Origin of the sequence: Helicobacter ganmani, from assembly GCF_003364315.1 — a bacterium.
GTDB lineage: Bacteria > Campylobacterota > Campylobacteria > Campylobacterales > Helicobacteraceae > Helicobacter_D > Helicobacter_D ganmani.
Genome location: NZ_NXLS01000001.1, coordinates 276,841 through 296,503 on the forward strand (window position 1 = coordinate 276,841; position 19,663 = coordinate 296,503).

At 37.1% G+C, this 19,663-nt stretch carries 15 protein-coding genes and 1 pseudogene; 12 read left to right on the top strand and 4 right to left on the bottom strand.

All coding sequences use genetic code 11. The annotated features are described in order from the left end of the window. Positions 1 to 102 precede the first annotated feature (102 nt). The 5 genes and pseudogenes from dnaG (at position 103) to CQA43_RS09995 (ending at position 4,585) form a co-directional block, all read left to right on the top strand. Positions 103 to 1,794 carry a DNA primase gene (gene dnaG, locus CQA43_RS01335; protein ID WP_115550808.1) on the top strand — a complete coding sequence of 564 codons (1,692 nt, stop codon included), beginning with the start codon at positions 103 to 105 and terminating at the stop codon, positions 1,792 to 1,794. Then, positions 1,772 to 2,743: an argininosuccinate synthase domain-containing protein gene (locus tag CQA43_RS01340; protein ID WP_115550809.1), complete on the top strand. Its 972-nt coding sequence runs from the start codon at positions 1,772 to 1,774 to the stop codon at positions 2,741 to 2,743. Before dnaG ends, CQA43_RS01340 begins: the two co-directional genes overlap by 23 nt. 15 nt (positions 2,744 to 2,758) lie before the next feature. Beyond that, on the top strand, positions 2,759 to 3,373 hold the full coding sequence (locus CQA43_RS01345) for a nitroreductase family protein (RefSeq protein WP_115550810.1): 615 nt from the start codon (positions 2,759 to 2,761) through the stop codon (positions 3,371 to 3,373). A gap of 351 nt (positions 3,374 to 3,724) precedes the next feature. Further along, positions 3,725 to 4,084, top strand: a pseudogene (locus tag CQA43_RS09990) (methyl-accepting chemotaxis protein); the annotation flags it as partial. 87 nt (positions 4,085 to 4,171) lie between these two features. Continuing rightward, positions 4,172 to 4,585 carry a CZB domain-containing protein gene (locus tag CQA43_RS09995; protein ID WP_407918769.1) on the top strand — a complete coding sequence of 138 codons (414 nt, stop codon included), beginning with the start codon at positions 4,172 to 4,174 and terminating at the stop codon, positions 4,583 to 4,585. Between the two features lie 49 nt (positions 4,586 to 4,634). On the opposite strand, the gene CQA43_RS01355 is transcribed toward CQA43_RS09995, so the two are convergent. The 4 genes from CQA43_RS01355 to hemE all read right to left on the bottom strand — a co-directional run bounded on the left by CQA43_RS01355 (position 4,635) and on the right by hemE (position 9,041). Continuing rightward, positions 4,635 to 5,195, bottom strand: a complete 561-nt coding sequence (locus CQA43_RS01355; RefSeq protein WP_115550812.1) for a flagellar FLiS export co-chaperone — start codon at positions 5,193 to 5,195, stop codon at positions 4,635 to 4,637. Between the two features lie 169 nt (positions 5,196 to 5,364). Further along, on the bottom strand, positions 5,365 to 5,577 hold the full coding sequence (gene kcuS / locus CQA43_RS01360) for a KCU-star family selenoprotein (RefSeq protein ID WP_245944186.1): 213 nt from the start codon (positions 5,575 to 5,577) through the stop codon (positions 5,365 to 5,367). 22 nt (positions 5,578 to 5,599) lie between these two features. Continuing rightward, positions 5,600 to 7,717, bottom strand: coding sequence for a carbon starvation CstA family protein (locus tag CQA43_RS01365; RefSeq protein WP_115550814.1), 2,118 nt, complete (start codon positions 7,715 to 7,717; stop codon positions 5,600 to 5,602). A gap of 310 nt (positions 7,718 to 8,027) precedes the next feature. Continuing rightward, complete coding sequence (gene hemE, locus CQA43_RS01370; protein WP_115550815.1) at positions 8,028 to 9,041, bottom strand: uroporphyrinogen decarboxylase; 1,014 nt, start codon at positions 9,039 to 9,041, stop codon at positions 8,028 to 8,030. Positions 9,042 to 9,180: 139 nt separating this feature from the next. On the opposite strand from hemE, the gene secA reads away from it, so the two are divergent. The 7 genes from secA to CQA43_RS01405 all read left to right on the top strand — a co-directional run bounded on the left by secA (position 9,181) and on the right by CQA43_RS01405 (position 19,648). Further along, entirely contained in the window at positions 9,181 to 11,742 is a 2,562-nt protein-coding gene (gene secA, locus CQA43_RS01375) for a preprotein translocase subunit SecA (RefSeq protein WP_181881588.1), read from the top strand. Continuing rightward, complete coding sequence (locus CQA43_RS01380) at positions 11,743 to 13,005, top strand: ABC transporter permease (protein WP_115550816.1); 1,263 nt, start codon at positions 11,743 to 11,745, stop codon at positions 13,003 to 13,005. Positions 13,006 to 13,101: 96 nt separating this feature from the next. Then, positions 13,102 to 13,863: an SPASM domain-containing protein gene (locus CQA43_RS01385; RefSeq protein ID WP_245944180.1), complete on the top strand. Its 762-nt coding sequence runs from the start codon at positions 13,102 to 13,104 to the stop codon at positions 13,861 to 13,863. 243 nt (positions 13,864 to 14,106) lie between these two features. After that, complete coding sequence (locus tag CQA43_RS01390; RefSeq protein ID WP_115550818.1) at positions 14,107 to 15,684, top strand: phosphoethanolamine transferase; 1,578 nt, start codon at positions 14,107 to 14,109, stop codon at positions 15,682 to 15,684. Next, entirely contained in the window at positions 15,684 to 16,046 is a 363-nt protein-coding gene (locus CQA43_RS01395) for a diacylglycerol kinase (protein ID WP_115550819.1), read from the top strand. Before CQA43_RS01390 ends, CQA43_RS01395 begins: the two co-directional genes overlap by 1 nt. A gap of 154 nt (positions 16,047 to 16,200) precedes the next feature. Further along, positions 16,201 to 19,080: an FAD-binding and (Fe-S)-binding domain-containing protein gene (locus tag CQA43_RS01400; protein ID WP_115550820.1), complete on the top strand. Its 2,880-nt coding sequence runs from the start codon at positions 16,201 to 16,203 to the stop codon at positions 19,078 to 19,080. A 19-nt stretch (positions 19,081 to 19,099) separates the two neighbouring features. Then, entirely contained in the window at positions 19,100 to 19,648 is a 549-nt protein-coding gene (locus CQA43_RS01405) for a gamma carbonic anhydrase family protein (RefSeq protein ID WP_115550821.1), read from the top strand. Positions 19,649 to 19,663 lie beyond the last annotated feature (15 nt).

Below are 19,663 nucleotides of genomic sequence, written 5' to 3' on the forward strand. Positions count from 1 at the left end.
CCAAGTTTGCCCTTTTTAGTGAAAAATCACACAAATTATAACAAAACTTATAGATAAATTTTTGTAAAATTGCGATTTTCAAGTTTAAGTATTGGAGTAAAATTGATTACACAAGAAAGCATTGCTGCACTCAAAAATCAACTAGATATTGTGGAAGTTGTCAGCCATTATATTGAAGTTAAAAAAATGGGTGCAAGCTTCAAATCTTGTTGTCCTTTTCATCAAGAAAAAACGCCTAGTTTTGTGCTTAATGCCAATAAAGGCTATTTTCACTGCTTTGGTTGTGGAATCAGTGGCGATGCAATCAAGTTTGTAATGGATTATGAAAAGCTTAATTATATTGAAGCATTAGAAAAACTAGCGCAATTTTATAATATTACATTAGAATACACCGACAAAATCAAAAAAAGCGATGATTTTAAGATTCTAAACTTTATGAATGATTACTATCAAAATATGCTCAATCCAGAAGTAGAATCCTATATCAAAAAACGTGGAATCACACCCGAAACAAAAATGCGTTTTGAGCTTGGCTATGCACCAAACAACTACGAAATTATGGCGCATTTGCAACGCAATTTTATTAATCTACAAGATGCACTCAATGTTGGAATACTTGGAGCAGAGGTAGAAAATGGTGCAAAACGATATTATGCAAGACTGACCCAACGGCTCACTTTCCCTATTCGTTCTTCGCAAAATAAAATCATTGGCTTTGGTGGGCGCACCCTTGGTAATCACCCAGCAAAATACATCAATTCACCCCAAACAAAACTTTTTAACAAATCTCAAGTCCTTTATGGATATCCACAAGCCAAAGATAGCATCTATCGCCTGAATGAAATCATTATTACAGAGGGTTATTTAGATGTGATTATGTTACATCAAGCGGGTTTTACCAACGCAGTAGCGACACTTGGCACTGCATTGACGCACGAGCATTTGCCTCTGCTTGCCAAAGGAAATCCTAAGATTTTTTTAGCCTTTGATGGAGATAATGCCGGAATGAACGCAGCCTTTAAAGCAGCAACCCTTTTGAGTCTCGCAAACAAAGAAGGCGGGGTTGTGCTATTTGATAATGGACTAGACCCTGCAGATATGGTGAAAAATGGAGAAATAGAGATTCTAAAAAACCTTTTTAGTGCGCCTATTCCTCTGATTGATTATGTGTTAAATACGATTTTAAGCCAATTTGATTTGAAAAATGCTGTGCAAAAAGATACTTGCCTGAAAGAATCCCTTGCCTTTTTACACCAACTTTCACCCGTTATTCAAGAAGAATACAAATCTTGGCTTGCGCAAAGGCTCAATCTACCCTCACATTTAATCAAAGTCCAATCAACGCAAAAATTCCAAAATCCTGCTATTCAAGATTCTTTCCCAGCGGACATTGCAAGCACTCAAGAGAGTTTTTATGGATTGGCAGAAAAAATCATCATCAAAAGTATTTTAGAAGATATGAGCCTTTTGGATTTTGTATTAAACTATCTTGAACCACAAATGTTTCATTCCCAAACGCTCGCATATAAAAAGCTACTGCAAGGAGAATTAGAATCTTCACCTTTAATTGGAATCTTATTGGATTCCAAAATCAAAGCGCAAACAAAAGAAAATTTAAAACAACAAATCATTATGATTCTTTATCGCTATTATGACGAGCAGAGGAAATTGCTTTTGCAAAACTCCTCTCTTTCTCTGCGGGAAAAGTCCTTTCTTTTAAGAAAGTACCAAAAATATTTAGAAGATTTAAAAAAAGGAGATTTAGCACTCTATGAAAGCGTTGGCACTTTTTAGTGGTGGGCTAGATAGCTTACTTGCAATCAAAATCATCAAAGATTTAGGCATTGAAGTTTTGGCTTTGCATTTCAATATTGGATTTGGAGCGAAACAAGATAAAAGCGAAATCTTGCGTCAAAGGTTAAATCAAGTGGGCGCAGAATTAAAAATTGTGGATATTAGGAAGCAATTTTTTGATGAGATTCTCTTCACGCCGAAGTTTGGCTATGGCAAATATTTTAACCCTTGTATTGATTGCCACGCAAATATGTTTTCTCACGCATTAAAAATGTTAGAATCGCAAGGAGCAAGTTTTGTCATTAGTGGAGAAGTATTAGGACAGCGTCCCAAAAGCCAACGCACAGAGGCTCTAGGGCAAGTAGAAAAGCTGTGTGAGGGAAACGGGCTTATCGTGCGTCCTTTATGTGCCAAACTTTTACCACCTACAATTCCAGAGCAAAAAGGTTGGATTCCTAGAGAAAAACTCCTTGATATTAGCGGAAGAGGACGGAATCGCCAACTAGAATTAGTCCAACATTATGGCATAGAATATTATGAGCGTCCAGGTGGAGGCTGCCTGCTCACAGAAACTTCTGTTGCCAACAAAATAAAAGATATTCTCTCTCATCGTCCCATTGTCTTTGAGGATATGGAATTAGTCAAATTCGGACGTTATATGATTCTACCTAATGGAGCGCGTTGTGTGATTGCAAGAAATGAAGAGGAAAACCAAAAGCTAAAATTCAATCACCCTAAAATGTCGCAAATTGAGTTATTAGATTGTATTGGACCTTTAGGGCTTGTAGAGAAAGACGCAAGTGAGCAAGACAAAAATCTTGCGATTTCTCTTACTCTACTTTATGGCAAGACACAGATAAATCAACCCTATAAAGTGCGCTTTGAAGGCAAAGAAATAGAATCTTTTGCCTTTGAAAGCAAAGAAAAAGCACAACAATTTTTAATCTAAAATAAAGGAATCCTAATGGAAACAAAACAAATTTTCAAGCAAATTATCCTAGAGCGATATTCCTGTCGTTCTTTTAAAGATTCTACGATTGACGAAAAATCTCTAGAATACATCTTGGAAGCTGGGCGACTTTCTCCTAGCTCACTTGGACTAGAGCCGTGGCGTTTTTATGTCATTCAAGACAAAAGTCAAAAGCTAGAAATTTCTAAAATTGCAAATCATCAAGAGCATGTTGCGCATTGTGGGGCAATCCTCATCATCACTGCGCGTTTGGATTTCGGGGAATATTTTATACCCAAACTCAAAGGACGCAATATGCCACAAGACGAAATAGACAAAAGAATCGCACTTTATAAGCCTTTTATTGATGGAATGAATGCAGAACAAAAATTACATTATGCAAGAGAACAAGTCTTTTTGGCATTAGGGAATCTCGCAAATGCTGCAAGTGCTTTAGGGCTTGGTTCGTGTATCATTGGAGGATTTGATTCTTGCAAGCTAGACGAATATCTAAGATTAAATACCCAAAAGGAACGTAGCGCGATTCTACTTGTTATTGGTGAAAAAGCCCAAAGTGAAATTCCCCAAAAGTCGCGCAGTCCAAAAGAAGAAGTGATTAAATTCTTATAATTTTTAAAAAGATTCTATTAATTTATTTTTTCAATAAAAATTTTGGATTTTTTAGATAAAATTAGAATTTCTTATTCAAAATTAAAGAAGGGGATGTTTTAGATGTTTAGTAACAACAAAAGAGAACAAGAATTAATAGCAGAAAATAAAGCATTGCACGCAAAAATTGAGCAACTTGAGAATGCCTTACGCAAATGTGGCGAAGAAAAAGCCGAACATAGCTTGCTTATTGAAAAATACAATTCTGATGAAAATCGTATTAAAACATTCAATAAAATTTTAAATATGATAACTATTTCATCTTCTAAGCATTTGAAAATTTTACAAGATAACTTTGCGAATTCTGTTGAAATGCTACAAGAAGCTAAAAAAACTTCCACAGAAAATGTGCAACAAACCAAAATCCTTGAAGATGCAATTACAAATGGTGTTACTAACGCAGTAGAAAAACTTAACAACTTCCAAACAATGATTTCACAAGTCTATCAAGACCTTGATTCCATTACAAATGTCATCAATCTTATCACCGATGTGAGCGACCAAACCAATTTGCTTGCCCTCAATGCCGCTATTGAAGCAGCGCGTGCAGGAGAACACGGAAGAGGATTTGCTGTCGTAGCTGATGAGGTGCGCAAGCTCGCAGAACGCGCACAAAAAGCAACCAAAGAAATTGAAATGAATATCCAAGTATTACGCCAAAATTTCTCTGAAGTGCAAACTTCCACAGAAGAGATTGTAGATGAAATGGACCAAGTCAATGGAGAAGTTGCAAAATTTATCCAAGTAGGAGAAGCTTCTATGGATGTGCGCCAAAATTCTGCAAATGTATTAGATACCACATTTATCGGGCTTGTTAAATTAGACCATTTGCTCTTTAAAATGAATGCTTATAAAGCCATTGTGGATAATAATCAAGAATTGCATTTAGCCGATCATCACGATTGCAGACTTGGAAAATGGTATGAACAAGGAAATGGCAAAGAAATGTTTAGCAGATTGCCAAATTATAGCAACTTAGAATCTCCACATGCAAATGTGCATAATTCCTTTAAAAATGGGGTAGATTTATTCAAAAATAAAGGCTTAGACGCAAATGAAGAAATTTTATCCTTGTTTGAGGCGGGAGAAGCAGCTTCCGATGATGTGGTAGATATTTTAGATAAACTCTTAGAAGAAAAAATCTCTGATAGAAATAATGGAACACAACGTTAGAAAATCTACTCTTTAGCACTTGCTTTTAACTAGCAAGTGCTAAATCTCATTACCCGAACAAGCTTTTTAATGTATTGGGGTCAAAATTTTCAAAGTCAAATTCTTGAGTAGTGGGAGCACCAATCGGCAAACTTGCTTTTTCAATCAAATCACTAATTTTTCCCATTTTTTGCATAATCTCATTATGCTTATTTGTCAGACTTTCACTGATAGAGCCTTGAATTTGGCTTGGCAATGGAAGAGAGAGTGAAACACTTTCTCCTGCAAGAGTCAAAGTCAATTCCTTTCCAAAGAGAGACTCCCCTTTAAATTGAGCAGCTTTAGCGGTATTATCTAATTGTGTTATATTTTCTCCACTACTTTTTATTTGATTTCCTAACCCATTTAATGTAATATCCGCAATCTGCATTGCACCAATCATTTCATTTGCGCCTTTGACACCATCACTAAACTTACGAATCTCTAAAGCAGTTTGCGATAAATTAGGCAATTCTTGCATCTCTTGCGCTTTTTGAGATTCTACTTTTTCCGAATCTTGTGGCTTGATAGCACCCACTTGAGAATTTGGATAAATATTTCCTATTCCATAAGGATTTACTGAAGATAGCATTTAAACTCCTTTTAAATTTTAAAATTTAAAAGCACTTCTTATTCCACTTTTTATTTCTTTGTTGTTTTAATGGGAAAATTATTATTTGATTTTGCAGAGATTAATTCAGAGAACAAAATAAAAATGCTTACTTCCTTAGTGTATCCATAAACTTATGGTATTTGGCTTATCAGCATTTATTTCTTCCTGCGCCATATTTGGCTTCCATTGCTTCTTTGAAAAATTCCCTTTGAGATTTTGGAATCTTATCAGGGTGATTTTGCCGCATATGTTCCACATATTTATCATAACTTGGCATACCCACAAGCAAATGAAAAAACCTATCTGAACGCCGATATATTTGAATAAGGCTAGAAGCATTTGCTTCTAGCCAACCTTTTATGTTTTTTATAATTTTTGGATTTTTATCCGTGTGCGGCAACTTTTCCTTCATACTTACTAGCCTCCTCATAAGGGGATTCCGCAAGTGGAATATCTATTTCACCTTTTGTTGCTTTAATACAAATGCGAATGGTTTGAATTAAAATCAAGCAGGTAACAAACATAAAGAATGCGCAAAGTCCTGCATTTACTAAGTTATTTGTCGCAATCGTCGCAAATCTTTCAGCTAAAGCTGGGTCTGTTGCTTGTGCTGCTTTTGCACTATTGATTTGCCAAAGCGCAATATGACTTACAGCATCATGCACTCTCTCGCCATTGGCTGGAAGTAATTTTAAAATTCCTGCATAAAGCGTAGAGATTAAAACCCAAGCGGCAGGTAGAATCACAACCCACGCTTGTTTTCCCTTGCCCATTTTAAAAAGCACAGAAATTACAAGCAATAACGCCATTCCCGCCAACATTTGATTAGAAACTCCAAAGAGTGTCCAAAGTGATTTTACACCACCTTGTGGGTCAGTGATTCCTTGATAAAGGATATAACCCCAACCCGCAACGCAAATCAAAGTTGCAATCACACCCCAAAACATAGATTGAATATTTCCAATAGGAGCATACACATTGCCCAATACATCTTGCACCATAAAGCGTCCCGCACGCGTTCCTGCATCAACAGCAGTTAAAATAAACAATGCTTCAAAAAGAATCGCAAAGTGATACCAAAATGCGGTAGAGCCTTGATTAAACAAAGGAACTTCCGAAATAATTGTTGCCAAACCAATTGCAAAAGTTGGTGCGCCTCCTGTTCTACTTAAGATACTTTTTTCGCCAATATTTTCTGCCATATCTAAAATTTCTTGTGGCGTAATGACAAAGCCAAAGTTGTTAATCGTTTGTGCTGCAACTGCTGCTGCTTGTGCTACATCTGTGATTCCTGCTGTTCCAAGCCCTGCAGGAGCAACATTGATAGAAAAATACAATCCCGGAGTTAAAATACACGCAGCAATCAATGCCATAACTGCAACTGCAGATTCCATAACCATAGAACCATAGCCCACCATTCTTGCGTGAGATTCTTTCTCTAGCATTTTTGGAGTTGTCCCGCTAGAAATTAGCGCGTGGAATCCGCTAATTGCCCCACAAGCAATGGTAATAAAAAGAAAAGGAAAGAGCTGTCCGCTAAAAACTGGTCCTGTCCCATCAATAAACTTCGTAACACTTGGAAATTGAATATCTGGTGCAACAATCAAGATTCCTGCTGCCATTAGCACAATCACACCGATTTTTAAGAATGTGCTTAAATAATCACGAGGAGCAAGCAAAAACCATACAGGGAGAATTGCTGCAACAAAACCATAACCAATCATTATATAGGTTAATGTAACAGGCGTTAATGTAAATATTGCGGATAAAGTTGGATTTGCGGCAACTTCTTGTCCATAGAATAACGCAAGCAATAATAATACAAAACCGATAATACTAGCCTCACCTATTTTACCTGGTCGCAAGAATCGCATATGAATTCCCATATAAATTGCGATTGGAATCGTCATTGCAATCGTGAATAATCCCCAAGGAGATTCTGCAAGAGCATTAACCACAACAAGTGCCAAAATCGCAATAATCAACATCATAATGCCCAAAATCCCTATCATTGCAATACTTCCAACGCCCTTACCCAACTCTAGTTTAATGATTTCACCTAGTGATTTACCATTGCGGCGCATTGAAACAAAAAGCACCGTAAAGTCATGCACTGCTCCAGCAAGCACAACACCAACTACAATCCAAATCATACTAGGCAAATATCCCATTTGAGCTGCTAAAATTGGACCTACAAGAGGACCAGCACCAGCAATAGCGGCAAAGTGGTGTCCGAACAAAACGATTTTGTTTGTTGGACAAAAATCACGTCCATCATTCATCGTTAGTGCAGGAGTCGCGCGATTGTCGTCTAAGCCTAAAACTTTTTCTGCAATGTATTTTGAATAAAATCGGTAACCAATCATATAAATACATACTGCGGCTACCACAATCCATACTGCAGAAATTGTCTCGCCTTGATGTAATGCTAAAACACCAAAGCCCCAAGCACCAATAAGAGCTACAATCGCCCAAATAACCATACTCAAAACTTTATTCATAAAGCTCCTTCTTAAATCTAATTCGTGCTACCTAAGAGCAAAATCATTATACATTGGATTCTAAAGCATATCAATTAAATTTTAAACATTATCGTTTTATTTTACAAAAAACTACAAAAAACTATTTTCAAATGTTAATTTTTTACCCATTTTGTTAAGAATAGACAAGATTGATTTAGGAGAATAAAATTATCAAAAACTATTCCATAGGAATTTTGGAGGATAATTAATGCCAAAACTCCTGTCCTTGCGAATTAAGATTATACATTGCTGTGAAAGTTTTTTAAAATTTCTTACAATAATATAGAATCTAGCGATAATTATGGATAAACTCCACAAGATTGATTGCATTCTCACGCGGCAAATCCGGAAGCATTCCGTGTCCTAAATTAAAAATATGCGCAGAATCTTTCATTAGTTCTAAAATCTCCCGCGCACCCTCAAGCATAGAATCCTCATTATAGATTCTACACGGCTCTAAATTGCCTTGCAAAGCATATTTATGCCCTAATTTTTCTTTTGCAATTCCAAGCGGTGTGCTCCAATCCACGCCAAAGACATCAAATTCTCCGTCTATCCTATCCAAATATCCAGAGATTCCTTTGGGGAATAAAATCACAGGAATATGAGGGTATTTGCGTTTTATAAAACTTGCAATTTGCTTACAATATTTCCAACCAAACTCCAAATACGCATTCTCTTCTAGCGCACTTGCCCACGAATCAAATACCATCACCGCATTCACTCCTGCTTGAATTTGCGATTCTAAATAATGTTTTAGATTGTGTGTAACTTTCTCAAGGATTGCGTGTAGAAATTGCGGATTGGAATACAAAGTTTTTTTAGACTTCGCATAAGTTTTGCTCCCCTCCCCCTCAATCATATAGGTTGCAAGCGTCCAAGGCGCACCACAAAATCCAATCAATGCCCTATCCTTAGCTAGATTTTGGCGCGTTAGAGAAATTGTATCATACACATAATTCAGTCTTTTATATGCTTCATCGCTTAATCTTTCCAAATCGTTTTGAGATTCTATTGGTTTTTTAAACTTCGGTCCCTCTCCTGCATAAAATCCCAAATCCATTCCCATTTCTAATGGCACAACCAAAATATCACTAAATAAAATCGCTGCATCTACATTCAAAATCTCCACAGGCTGCAAAGTAACTTCACTTGCTAATTTCGGATTCCTACAAAGACTCAAAAAATCTCCTGCCTGCTTACGCACTTCTTTATATTCGCTCAAATATCTTCCGGCTTGACGCATAAACCACACAGGTGTATAAGGAGTTTTTTTCTTAAAACACGCATCAACAAAAATCATTTTTTCCTCTTTAAATATAAAATATTTCGTTGTATTTTATCTAAGTAATAGTGCATTTATGCTAAAATTACGACTTTTTAGATTGTTTTAATTTTTATTTTATAAAAACAGAATCTAACATTAAGGAAAGGTTTAGATTATGATACTCACCCTTGTAAAGAAAATTTTTAGCAGCAAAAATGACAGATTAATTCGTCATTATCGCAAAGAGATTCGCAAAATCAACTCCCTAGAAGAAAGCTATCAAAAACTAAGTGATGAGGATTTAAAAGCAGCTTTTTTGCAGCTAAAAATTCAAGTTCAAGAAGCACAAGATTCCAAAAAAGCCCTTGAAGAAGTGCTTTATGATTCGTTTGCAATCACAAGAGAAGCAAGCAAAAGAGTTTTAAAACTGCGCCATTTTGATGTCCAACTCATCGGTGGAATAGTGCTACACGAGGGTAAAATTGCAGAAATGAAAACGGGTGAGGGAAAAACTCTCGTCGCCACGCTTCCCGTTTGTTTAAACGCTATGGTTGGCAAAAGTGTGCATATCGTAACAGTCAATGATTATCTTGCACAAAGAGACGCGGAGCTTATGCGTCCGCTTTATGAATTTTTGGGATATTCCGTTGGGGTAATTGTCAGCGGAAATTATGACGATAATGATAGATTACAGCAATATTCTAGTGATATTGTCTATGGCACAAACAACGAATTTGGATTTGATTATTTGCGCGATAATATGAAATATGACTTCCATCAAAAAGTTCAAAAAACACATCACTTCGCAATCGTAGATGAGGTGGATTCTATTTTGATTGATGAGGCGCGCACTCCTTTGATTATTTCAGGTCCTGCCAATCGCACTTTAGATAATTATAAAGCAGCCAATGTTGTTGCACTGAAATTAGAAGAAGAAAAACATTATACTTTGGACGAAAAAAATCGCACGATTCTGCTTACCGAAGAAGGTGTCAATGAGGCGGAAAAACTCTTTGGTGTAGATAATTTATACAGCATTGAAAATGCGATTTTGGCGCACCATTTAGACCAAGCACTCAAGGCAAATAAGCTTTTTAAAAAGGATAAAGATTATGTTGTGCGGGAGGGTGAAGTCGTCATTGTAGATGAATTTACAGGAAGATTAAGTGAGGGGAGACGTTTTAGCGAAGGATTACACCAAGCCTTAGAAGCCAAAGAGGGAGTGCAAATCAAGGAAGAATCCCAAACGCTTGCCGATATTACTTATCAAAACTACTTCAGACTTTATGAAAAACTTGCCGGAATGACAGGAACAGCACAGACAGAAGCAAGCGAATTTCTACAAATTTATAATTTAGAAGTTGTCTCTATTCCGACAAATGTGCCCATTTTGCGTCAAGATTTAAACGATTTAATTTATAAAACAGAGGCAGAAAAATTTAAAGCATTGGTAGCAAAAATCATAGAACTCCACCAAAAAGGACAACCGATTCTTGTAGGGACAGCTTCCATAGAAAAAAGCGAAAAAATCCACGAATTGCTCCAAAAAGAGAGAATTCCGCATTCTGTGCTAAATGCCAAACAGCACGCTAAAGAAGCCGAAATCATCAAAGACGCGGGCAGAAAAGGGGCTGTAACAATCGCTACTAATATGGCTGGGCGTGGCGTAGATATTAAAATCAACGATGAAGTGCGCTCACTTGGCGGACTTTATATCATCGGAACAGAGAGGCACGAATCACGCAGGATTGACAATCAACTAAGAGGACGCAGTGGGCGACAAGGCGACCCGGGAACAAGCCAATTTTACCTAAGCCTTGAAGACCCATTATTAAGGATTTTCGGAAGTGATAAGATTAAAAATATTATGGACAAACTAGGATTAGATGAGGGCGAACACATAGAATCTCATCTCGTTACGCGTTCGGTTGAAAACGCACAGAAAAAAGTAGAAAGTATGCACTTTGAGGCAAGAAAACATTTACTAGAATACGATGATGTTGCAAACGAACAGAGAAAGGCAATCTATCGCGTCCGAGATGAAATGCTAGACCCCAACCACAATATTTCGCACAAAATCATTGAGAATCGCCAAGAAGCTATTGCAATGCTTTTACAAAAATGCGAAGTTTTTAGCGAGGAAGATGACTTAGGACTACTTTGTGCCCAAGCGCAAGAAGATTTTAATGCACTTTTAAATCAAGACTCTTTAAAAGAATATTACAAAATAAATCACAACTTTGAAGGCTATATTGAAGAAATTTTATCCCACGATTATGAAGAAAAAATGCAGATATTAGACGAAAAAACGCGTAATGAGATTGAAAAACTCGTCTATTTACAAACATTAGACAACTTGTGGCGCGAACATCTTTATGTAATGGACAATCTCAAAACAGGAATTGGGCTTCGTGGATATAACCAAAAAGACCCGCTTGTAGAATACAAAAAAGAAAGTTACAATCTTTTCTTAGAGCTTGCCGCACAGATTAAATACACTGCAATTAAAATGCTTCAAAAAGTGCAGTTAAAACCCGCAGTTAAAGAAAATGAAAAAGAAGCGGAATTAGCGCGTCAAAAACTAACCAATTCTACCGAAGGCGCAACTTTTGGTAATACAAAAACAAAACCGGTGCGCAATGAACCTTGCCCTTGCGGAAGCGGCAAAAAATATAAAGATTGTTGTGGCAAAAGCGGACCTAAAAGCGGCGCATTAGCAAAACATAAGGAATCCTAAATGCAATCTTCACCTACTGCTCCCACACAGAATGCTAAACTGATTTCTTTTTTGGTGCGTCGCTATTTGCGATTCAATAAGGCGCAACCTTTTATTTCTGTTACCGCAATTTTAGCTTTTTTGGGTGTATGTATTGGTGTGATGGTGCTAATTGTTGCAATGGCATTGATGAATGGATTTGATAAGGAATTTGAGCGCAAATTATTCATTATGAATTATCCTATTACTGCCATAAGTAGCGGATTTGAAGCAATAAACTCTTCTGTGCTAGAGGAAATGGAATCACGCTTTAAACATCTAAGATTCAGTCCCTTTGTGCAAATGCAGGCAATCTCCAAAAGAGGAGCAAGAATGGAAGGCGCAATGATATTTGGTGTGGATTTTGAGCGCGAAAGCAAGCTTAATCCCATTTTCCAAACGGCGTTTGAAAAGACACAAAAAGCCCATCAACAAAATTTTGGCTTGCCTTATGAGGCGAATACATTTGACATTATTGTAGGCAAAACCCTGCAACAACAATATGGCTTGCAGTTAAACTCTAAGCTTCTCTTAATTTTTACGCATTTAACTCCCACAGCAATGAGCCTTACTCCCACAATGAAACATTTTAATGTTGCAGGTATTTTTGATTCTGGATTGATTGCCTATGATAAGGGTTATATTTACACCAATTTAGAATCCCTACAAACAATCAAAGAACTGCCTTATAATGTTTATGATGGAATCCATATTTATTCTGACGATGCACGCAAAGACATTCTTGCCCTACAAAAACATTATCCACAAATTCATTTCGTGGGTTGGTGGGAGCAAAATGGCAATTTCTTCGCAGCTCTTGCTCTAGAAAAACGCGCACTCTTTATCGTGCTTATGTTGATTATTCTTGTCGCTTCGCTCAATATTATTAGTTCGCTTTTGATGACTGTAATGAGTCGGCGCAAAGAAATTGCCTTGCTTCTCACAATGGGTGTAAGTGCAACCGAAATTAAAAAGACTTTTTTGTATTTGGGAAATTTTATTGGCATTAGTGGGATTCTTGTCGGTGGAATCTTGGCAGCTATCATTCTTATATTACTTTCTTCCTTTCCCATTATTTCATTACCAGCAGATGTTTATGGTAGCGACAAATTACCTTTGGAATTGTCTTTAATGGACTTGGGACTAATTCTCATTGGTTCTTTTGGAATCGTTTTTTCCTCTTCTTATTATCCTGCAAAAAAAGCAACACAAATTGACCCCTTGCAAGTTTTGCGCAATGAATAATTTTAAGAAATGCGATTCAAAAAAATTTTTATTGAAATCACAAATTTTTGCGGATTAAATTGCAGTTTTTGCACACCGATGAAGGCAAAAGACACTATGCCTTTAAACCTTTTTAGCAAGATTATTAGAGAGATTCAACCTTACACCAAGCTTTGCGCCCTGCATATTTTAGGTGACCCCTTAACGCTCCACAATCTTAAAAGTTATTTGGATTCCGCTCAAGATTTAAGGATTGAAATCACGACAAGCGGATTTTACTTAACACCCCAAAATACCGCCCTACTGCTAAACCACCCCAATATCCACCAAATCAACTTCTCCCTAACAAGCGCACTTTACCAAAAAAACAAAGTAAATTTGGATTCCTATCTCACACCCATTTTAGACTTTTGCGCAACACACCAACACCTTCAAAGCGAGAAATTCATTAACCTGCGCCTTTGGAATCTAAATGCAACCTTAAGCGCACCTAGCAAAAATACAGAAATCTATCAAGCATTACAGGACTTCTTTCACCTTGATTTGATTGCCCCCACCAAAACGCGCCTTGCTTACAAGATTCATCTTGTGGGTGCGCCCTTTTTTCAATGGGCGGACGAAAAAGCACCACCGCAACACAAAGAGGGATTCTGCTATGGTGCGAGTGAGCAATTAGGAATCCTCTGTAATGGCGTTGTTGTGCCTTGCTGCTTTGACACCAAAGGAGAGATTCCTCTAGGCAATCTTAACTCCCAAAGTTTAAACGAGATTCTACACACACCGCGCATAGAATCCCTCATTCTTGGCTTTAAAGAAGGGAAACGCATAGAATCTCTGTGTCAAAACTGCTCTTATCTGCCACAACCCACACAGCAATAACAAAGCAGGAAGCGCAAGGTATGCCACATTATAGATTGCTTCGTCCGCTACGCTCCCTCGCAATGACGGAGGGGTAATCATTGTGTCATTGCGAGAAACATGCAGTGTTTCGTGGCAATCCATAACCAAGCATAAAGCAAATAAAATCTCTAAGGCAAGATTTCATTTTTTGCTCCATTAATACTCCATTAACTTTTATTCCGCTATACTTCGCAACCTTAAATCACACAAAGAAGGCATTCTATGCGCTCTCTTACATTCTTGAAAATCCCCCCCCCCCCGAAAGTCTCTTGGACCTACTTTGTTTTAGGAGTTAGCCTCTTTGTCGTCTTGATGAATTTCAATCTTTTCTCCTGTCTTTATGGCAATATAGACTTTAAGGACAATCCGCTTTTATTCCTCTCACTGCCTCTAATTTTCTTTGGGCTAGTCTTAAGCATTTTTTCTCTCGTCTTTCTACCCTATTTAAGCAAGCCCCTAAGTATTCTTATCATTCTATCCACCTGTTTAAGTGTCTTTTTTATATCTAACTATGGCATTATCGTAGATTCGGATATGATAAGAAATGTTGTAAAAACAGACGCTAAGGAGGTGGGCGATTTATTGAATGCAAAACTTCTTTTGTTTGTGGTTTTTCTTGGAATCCTCCCTGCACTCCTGATTCTTAGTTGCAAGATTGAATATTTTGGATTCAAAGCACACTTAAAGCACAAACTCCTTTTACTCTCCTTTGGTTTAGTCTTAGCCTTTGGATTCTTTTTAATCCAAACAAAAACCTTGATTCCTTACTTTAGGAGCAATCTACAAGCAAGGGTTTATAACATTCCATTCTATCAATTCTACTCTGCCTTCAAATATTTCAAACAAGATTTTTCCAAACAACCAACCTTTTTGATCTTGTCCGAGAATGCAAAACTCAAGAATCCTCAAGAGAAAAAATTGCTTATTTTAGTTGTGGGAGAAACCGCTAGAGCGGCAAATTACTCACTTGGCTCTTATACGCGCAATCCTGTAAATGAATATACAGAACAAAAGGATATTACCTATTTTAATAATTTCTACTCTTGTGGCACTTCTACTGCGATTAGTGTGCCTTGTATGTTTAGCTTCAATCCACGCAAAGACTTTAAAACCTCTGAATTTCAAGAAAATGTTTTAGATGTTTTGCAAAATATCGGCGTGAATGTTGTTTGGCTAGATAATAATTATGGTTCTTGTCAAGGGGTTTGTAAGCGATTAAGTAAAGTCAAGCAATTTGATGGGGGTTATGATGTGGTGCTATTTGAGGAGTTTATCAAAGGTTTGCCGACATTAGAGGGAAATAATCTTTATGTCCTGCATTTGCAAGGCTCACACGGACCTGCATATTACAAAAGATACCCGGATAATTTTCGCCGCTTTACGCCCACTTGCGATACAAACGAGCTAAGCAAATGCACACAGGAGGAGATTCTTAATACCTATGACAATACGCTTTATTACACCGATTGGATTATAGGGGAACTCATTGATATTGCCGCGGAAGTGAATAACTATACAACAGCGGTGCTATATCTCTCTGACCACGGAGAAAGCTTAGGAGAAAACGGAATCTATTTGCACGGAATGCCCTATGCCCTAGCCCCACAGGAGCAAATCCATATTCCAAGCATTGCATATCACAACAACGCAACCATTAACGCGCGTCTTAAGCAATATGGCAACTTTAAACTCTCCCACGATAATCTCACACATTCAATATTAGGATTTTTTGGAGTAGCAAGTCCTCTTTATAAGGAATCTTATGATATTTTTAGCACTTCTTTGAAGGAGAATCCATAATGAAACCCGACTATTCCTTTTTTGCAAACACAAAATTTGCACTTCAAGGGGTTTGCGCCCTCTTTAAGAATGAAAAAAGCTTCCGCATAGAACTTTGCATCATCATTCCTGCATTGATTTTGGATTGTTTTTTGCCACTTTCCATCTTGGAGCATTTATTCTTAGCCTTTGTGCTGTTTATGATTTTGATTGCAGAGGCGATTAATACCGCCATTGAAGCTAATGTGGATTTGGTTACAGAGTCTTTTGACCCAAAAGCAAAAATTGCAAAGGATTGCGCCTCTGCGGCAGTATTTTTTAGTGTCCTCTTTGCGCTTCTTAGCTGGGGAATTTTCTTAGGAAAACTATGGATAGAGGAATAGAATTACTTCAGAAAAGAATCCCAAAAAAACAAGAGTGGGTAAATTTTAAACATTTTAAACGATTCATCGTTAAAAAATATAAAATATAGAAAATTATCCAACCATTACACAATAAAAAATGTAAAATGTTTATCATTAAACTAATGGGAAAAGAATGCAAAACAATAGAGATTATCAAGGTTTTACTAGAGAATGCAAAGAGTTTTTGTTTGACACAAAAGACAATGTTAAATATTACAGAATCTTTGAAGATTATTTAGAAAGATTCGCCTATGGTATAGACGCTTCGTGCTACCGCTATATTCCACAACTTGTGCTAAAGCCCATCAATGAAACAGAGGTTCAAAAAATCATCACCTTAAGCCAACAATACAATATTCCGCTTACCTTTAGAGGTTCAGGCACAAGTTTAAGCGGACAAGCTTGTAGCGATAGTGTATTGGTGGTTTGTATTCACAAATGGCAGACCATTCATCTAACGCAAGATTCCATTTGGTGTGATTGCGGAGTAATTGGCTCGGAAGCAAACCTTGTATTAAAACCATTGGGCAAAAAAATAGGACCAGACCCAGCAACGATTAACAATGCAAGTATTGGTGGAATCTTTTCTAACAATTCTAGCGGAATGTGTTGCGGTGTCAAGCAGAATAGTTACCATACAATCAAATCCATTCGTGTAATTTTAAACGATGGCTACATCTTGGATACTTCAGATGAAAAAAATATACAAGATTTCTTGCAAATCCACAAAGCATTAGCGGAAAATCTCCTTGCTTTGCGTCAAGAAATGCTAGAAGATGCTACTTTATGTCAAGAGATTGTGCGCAAATTCAAGATAAAAAATACCACAGGTTATAGCCTGAATGCGCTCATTGATTTTAAGGAAATTAAAGACATTCTAAATCACATCTTTATTGGAGCAGAAGGCACATTAGGCTTTGTTTCACGTGTGGAATATTTTACCCAAGAGGATTTTAAACACAAAGCGTGCGCATTAATCTTTTATGAATCTCTAGCACAAGCCGCAAGGGCAATTCAAGTCTTAGCTGCTAATGATACTATTGTGAGTGCAGCAGAGATTATGGATTATGCTTGTTTAAAAGCTGTGCGTCATATAGAGGGTATGCCACAAGATTTACAAAAAGTCCAAGAGGGAAACTGCGCACTTTTGATTCAACTAGAATCCAATACATTCTCTATATTGGAAAAAAACATTCAAACAATAAAAGAACATTTGGATTCTATTCCTACGCTTTTTGGATTGCATTTTAGCTTTGAAGCTAAAGAACAAGAACAATGGTGGAAAGTCCGTAAAGGTTTGTTACCCATTTCAGCCGCGACTAAACGAAGTGGAAGCACGGTAATCACGGAAGATATTTGCTTTGAGATTCCTCATTTCGCACAAGGTATTGAAAACATTACAAAACTTTTCAAGCAATATGATTTTGATGGCATTATTTTTGGGCACGCTTTAAGCGGCAATGTGCATTTTATCATCACGCCTATCTTGAGTGATAAAAAAGAATGTGCAAATTTTGCAGGTTTTATGGACGCATTAGCGCAAATGGTTGTAAGCCTTAAAGGTAGCACCAAAGCAGAACACGGCACAGGGAGAATGATGGCACCCTTTGTAGAGCTAGAATGGGGAGAAAAAGCTTATGCTATTAACCAAAGAATCAAAAAAATTTTTGATGAAAAAAATCTCTTCAACCCCGATGTTATTATTTGCGGAAATCCTAACATACACATTCAAAATCTAAAACCAGCCAATGCCATAGAGGATTATTTGAATGCCTGTATGGAATGCGGGTTCTGCGAAAAAGTCTGCCCAAGCAAAAACTTAACCCTCACACCAAGACAAAGAATCGCGGTGCTTAGAGAGATTGCGCGCTTAAAAGAAATTCAACATAAAACCTCACAAGAACAAGAACAACTCTGCGCACTTGAAGCAAAGTTTGAGGAATATGTCGTGGAGACTTGCGCAACTTGCTCTATGTGCGCCACAATGTGTCCGCTTAGCATTAATACCGCAAAAATAGCAACCACACACAAGAATAATCATTCTAGTGCATTAAGCCAAAATCTCTCCGCAAAAATCTCGCAACACATAGACAAAGCAGTCTATACAGCAAAAGTAGGCGTTCATCTAGCGCAATTTGCCACAAAAGTGCTTTCTAGAGATACAATCAAAAATTTAAGCCTCCAATGGAATAAAAAATTTAAAACTCCCTATATACCAAAATATATGCCCACTGCAAATTCTTTTTCATTTTTTGGTAACAAAAAGATATATTCTCAAAACAAAGTTTTATATTTCAGCTCTTGTTTAAATCGTATTTTTGCGCCCTCTCATTTAGCAAGAGACTTACGCCCAATTCAAGAGGTTTTTATTAGTCTTTGTAACAAGGCAAACATTGAGGTAATTTTCCCTAAAAATCTCTCCAAAATGTGCTGTGGCAAGGCTTTTAAGGATTATACACAAAAAAATCCAAAAATCAATCCCATTCAAAACCTCCTGCAAAATCTATTGATAGAATCGCAAAATGGAGAGATTCCTATTGTATGCGACCATAGTGCCTGCAGTAGCGAAATTTTAGAAAAACTAAGGGAATATGATGCATACAAACATTTAAAAGTTTTGGATATGAGTGTATTTGTGCAAAAAATAATTCTACCAAATATAAAGATTATTCCGCTAAATGAACCAATTGGAATCTATGCAGTCTGCGCGTGCAAAAAGGAGGGTTATGCGGATTCTATCAAATATATTGCGCAAGCTTGCACGCAAGCGGAAGTTGCAGAACACACTCCAACTTATTGCTGTGGCTTTGCCGGAAACAAAGGCTTTATCAATCCCACGCTCAATCAAAATGCGCTAGAGAGTTTGAAAGATTATTTTTTGCAAAAAAATATCAAGCGATTCTATGCTAGCTCTAGCACCTGCGAGATAGGCTTGAGTGAGACAACAAACTTAGCTTGGCAACACATTATTTATTTGCTTGATGAAGTAAGTCAGAAAACAAAACTCTATTAAAACTAACAAAGGAGAGAAAATGTTATTAAATTTTAAAGGAAAAAGTCCAAAAATCTCCCCCAATGTATTCATTGCAGAAGGAGCTAAGATTATCGGTGAGGTAGAAATCGGGGAAGATTCTAGTATATGGTTTAATTGCGTGTTAAGAGGAGATGAAAACTTTATCAAAATTGGCAAACGCACAAATATTCAAGACTTGACTACTTTGCACATTTGGCACAGACTCTTTGATGATAAAGGCGAAAGAATAGACGCGGGCTTCCCTGTCATCATTGGAGATGATGTTACGATTGGGCATAATTGCATTATTCACGCTTGCAAGATTGAATCTTGCTGTCTAATCGGTATGCACTCGTGCGTTATGGACGATGTTTGTATCAGTGAAAATAGCATCGTAGGGGCTGGGAGTGTTGTAACAAAAGGCAAAAAATTTCCTCCACGCTCACTTATTTTGGGAAATCCCGCAAAACTTGTTAGAGAATTAAAAGAAGAGGAAATAGCCCTTATCAAAGAATCGGCACAAAATTATGTTCGCTTCAAAAATGATTTCTTGGCTAATTTATGCTAAATACATTTGGGATTC

Bases quoted from the DNA above. Each gene is read 5' to 3' on its own strand.
- CQA43_RS01340 (WP_115550809.1), top strand. From the start codon at position 1,772: ATGAAAGCGTTGGCACTTTTTAGTGGTGGGCTAGATAGCTTACTTGCA.
- CQA43_RS01345 (WP_115550810.1), top strand. From the start codon at position 2,759: ATGGAAACAAAACAAATTTTCAAGCAAATTATCCTAGAGCGATATTCC.
- CQA43_RS09995 (WP_407918769.1), top strand. From the start codon at position 4,172: ATGGATGTGCGCCAAAATTCTGCAAATGTATTAGATACCACATTTATC.
- CQA43_RS01355 (WP_115550812.1), bottom strand. From the start codon at position 5,195: ATGCTATCTTCAGTAAATCCTTATGGAATAGGAAATATTTATCCAAAT.
- CQA43_RS01365 (WP_115550814.1), bottom strand. From the start codon at position 7,717: ATGAATAAAGTTTTGAGTATGGTTATTTGGGCGATTGTAGCTCTTATT.
- hemE (WP_115550815.1), bottom strand. From the start codon at position 9,041: ATGATTTTTGTTGATGCGTGTTTTAAGAAAAAAACTCCTTATACACCT.
- secA (WP_181881588.1), top strand. From the start codon at position 9,181: ATGATACTCACCCTTGTAAAGAAAATTTTTAGCAGCAAAAATGACAGA.
- CQA43_RS01380 (WP_115550816.1), top strand. From the start codon at position 11,743: ATGCAATCTTCACCTACTGCTCCCACACAGAATGCTAAACTGATTTCT.
- CQA43_RS01385 (WP_245944180.1), top strand. From the start codon at position 13,102: ATGCCTTTAAACCTTTTTAGCAAGATTATTAGAGAGATTCAACCTTAC.
- CQA43_RS01390 (WP_115550818.1), top strand. From the start codon at position 14,107: ATGCGCTCTCTTACATTCTTGAAAATCCCCCCCCCCCCGAAAGTCTCT.
- CQA43_RS01395 (WP_115550819.1), top strand. From the start codon at position 15,684: ATGAAACCCGACTATTCCTTTTTTGCAAACACAAAATTTGCACTTCAA.
- CQA43_RS01400 (WP_115550820.1), top strand. From the start codon at position 16,201: ATGCAAAACAATAGAGATTATCAAGGTTTTACTAGAGAATGCAAAGAG.
- CQA43_RS01405 (WP_115550821.1), top strand. From the start codon at position 19,100: ATGTTATTAAATTTTAAAGGAAAAAGTCCAAAAATCTCCCCCAATGTA.